Annotated in this window: 4 protein-coding genes, 1 tRNA gene and 1 pseudogene; all 6 read right to left on the reverse strand. The window is 63.9% G+C overall.

Going from position 1 to position 2,277, the window contains the following annotated elements:
* Nucleotides 1-207, reverse strand: a 207-nt coding sequence (locus MOV75_RS35200; protein ID WP_247007644.1) for a LysR family transcriptional regulator, incomplete at its 3' end; no start/stop codon positions are given.
* A gap of 397 nt (nt 208-604) precedes the next feature.
* A complete protein-coding gene (locus tag MOV75_RS35205; RefSeq protein ID WP_246932132.1) occupies nt 605-907 on the reverse strand; it encodes a DUF2934 domain-containing protein in 303 nt (100 codons plus the stop codon).
* 216 nt (nt 908-1,123) lie between these two features.
* On the reverse strand, nt 1,124-1,309 hold the full coding sequence (locus MOV75_RS35210) for a hypothetical protein (protein WP_247007645.1): 186 nt from the start codon (nt 1,307-1,309) through the stop codon (nt 1,124-1,126).
* Nucleotides 1,306-1,467 (reverse strand): DUF2934 domain-containing protein, encoded by a 162-nt coding sequence (locus MOV75_RS35215; protein ID WP_246932127.1) that lies wholly within the window; start codon nt 1,465-1,467, stop codon nt 1,306-1,308. The genes MOV75_RS35210 and MOV75_RS35215 overlap by 4 nt, the downstream gene beginning before the upstream one ends.
* 231 nt (nt 1,468-1,698) lie before the next feature.
* Nucleotides 1,699-1,775 (reverse strand) — tRNA-Met (locus MOV75_RS35220).
* 289 nt (nt 1,776-2,064) lie between these two features.
* Nucleotides 2,065-2,277, reverse strand: a pseudogene (locus MOV75_RS35225) (hypothetical protein); the annotation flags it as partial.

The following is a 2,277-nucleotide window of genomic DNA, read 5'->3' on the forward strand; positions in this document are numbered from 1 at the left end:
CTCGGCCGCCTGGACCAGCGCCTCGCCCGCGGCAGTCAGCGTGCAGCCGGCGGTGTGCCGCTCGAGCAGCTTTGCCTTCAGGCTCTTCTCCAGCGCGGTCAGCTGACGCGCCACCGTGGTGTGGTTCAGGCGCAAATTCTTCGACGCCTTGAGGATCTGCCCGGCGCGCGCGACCTCCAGGAATATCCTCACCCGCTCCCAATCCATTGACGACACCCTCTCCGACCACTCTGGCTATAACGACACTTTTTGCACAATAGAGGCGTATCATCGTTCATTGATGTGCTTGGTAGCTGGGAGGAAGAACGCGCCCCGCTGACCCCAAGATCATGATTCCCGTGCTCTAACCAGCTGAGCTACCGCACCATAGGGATCGCGGCGGCGAAGAAGGCTGATCTTACGAACGCGCGGCCCCCCATCCTCTTTTCCACTGTGTGGTTCAGATCACAGCAGAATCGCGCGCCTCCGCCTACAATGACCGCGCATGGCCGCAAACAAGGTAACGGCGGTACGCTCGAGGCTGCGGAGGCGATCAACAGCTACGGACTTTTCGAGGCCGCCAGGGTGAAGAGCCCGGCGGCTTTTTTTCTTGCAAAGCTCGCTTCTATCGATTCGGGGACGCGTCGGACGACTTCCGCTCCTCGCGTTCGTCCTCCAGCTGCCGTTCCGCTTCGAGCCAGAACTCCAACTCGCGACCCGTTGGCCGGCCGGCCTGCTCCCAGAGCTCGTACGCACGCGCGCGCACCTGGCCGCGCCGCATCATGCGACGGAGCTTTCGCGTCAGCTCTTCGGCGAAACTCCTGAAGCGCTGGCCCGTGGTTTCGTCCTTGACGAGCGCGGCCGCTCGCGTTGCGAGTTCGATCTGGTGCTCGATCTTTTTCTGCTCGTCCACCGCCGACACTGCCATGGGATAAGGATCGTCTTCAGAGCCCGTGCTGGTCAGACACTGAATTCCTTTCGGGGATGGTCTGTTCCCTCAACAGCAGCGCGTAGCCAGTAGGATGGGTAGAGCGGAAGCGAAACCCATCAAGTCCGGGCGAAGAAGCAATGATGGGTTTCGCAAGGGCTCTACCCATCCTACGCGCTCCGCTAATCCGCCCTACGCGCCGTCACATCGACGCCGTCAGTGCCACGTCGTGTCGGCTTCGACGATCACCACGCGTATCTCGGGATCCTCGGTCGTGTTGCAGGTGCAGGGCATGCCCTCACCGCAGCGGCAGCCGCCGGGCTGTTCGCTCCAGACCCGGAGCGGATGGTTTTCGCAGACCCATCCCAGACCCTGGCAGAATGGGCAATTCCTGTCGGTCACAGCGTATCCGGCGTCCGCAACGTGTTCGACTTGTCCTCGTTGCGCAGCTCCTGCTCGGCGGCGCGCCAAAATTCGTCCTCGCGGCCTTCGGGCTTGCCGGCTTGCTCCCACAAGCGGTGCGCGCGGTCTCTGATCTCTTGCTCGGTCGGCTCGGACAATTGCATCTCCTGCTTGTGAAGCGCGGCCCCACCCTGGGGGGTATGAGGGGCTTGGAGGCGGGGTCGCGCAGGCCAGCAATCGGCGGCGAAGCTGGCCCGCGGATTCAAGCGTCGATCCCGCGCGGGAGTTCCTAGTCGCGGATGCGCCAGGCGAGGACGCGACGGACAATGTGCGCCGTGCGGCTTGGCGCCCAAGCCGGGCCTGACAGATCGGACGTGAGGATATTGAAATGGTAGCGGGAGAGGGACTCGAACCCCCGACCCCAGGATTATGATTCCCGTGCTCTAACCAGCTGAGCTACCCCGCCACAGGGTCGCGAACCGCCTGATACGGCCGATCTCGCGAACGCGCGGCATATAAAGAAGGGGGCGGCGGGAAGTCAAGCAAAGTGGTCCGCCTTTTTCCGCCTTCGCCAAGGCTGCAACGGGACAAGCCGCCTTGTGAATACGGCTCTTTTTCAATGAGTTCGTCATGGCCGGGCTTGTCCCGGCCATCCCCTTCGCTGCAATCCCAAGAACGTGGATGCCCGGGCTGGAGCGCGAAGACGCGCTTCGCGCTTCTGCCCGGGCATGACGGCATTTAGGATGAAACGAGGCCTATTTCGGCCTTACATTCGGGTCGCCGCCGGGGCTGCCGGGGGGCGGGATCACCGGGGTGTTGCCGCCGGTGTCGGGGGCCGGAGCGTGCATGTCGGGATCGACGCCGGAGGGCGGGCAAAGCACGCCATCGGACTTCGCCAATTTGTCGCCGAGCGGTTCCCGGGACTGGCCGGTGGTGGTGCCGTCGGCCTGGCGGTTGGGCCGGTCCTG

This window comes from Bradyrhizobium sp. PRIMUS42 (genome assembly GCF_023006515.1).
Taxonomy (GTDB): Bacteria; Pseudomonadota; Alphaproteobacteria; order Rhizobiales; family Xanthobacteraceae; genus Bradyrhizobium.

Excerpts from the sequence above, each read along its gene's own strand:
- MOV75_RS35205 (WP_246932132.1), bottom strand. The coding sequence starts at position 907 with ATGGCAGTGTCGGCGGTGGACGAGCAGAAAAAGATCGAGCACCAGATC.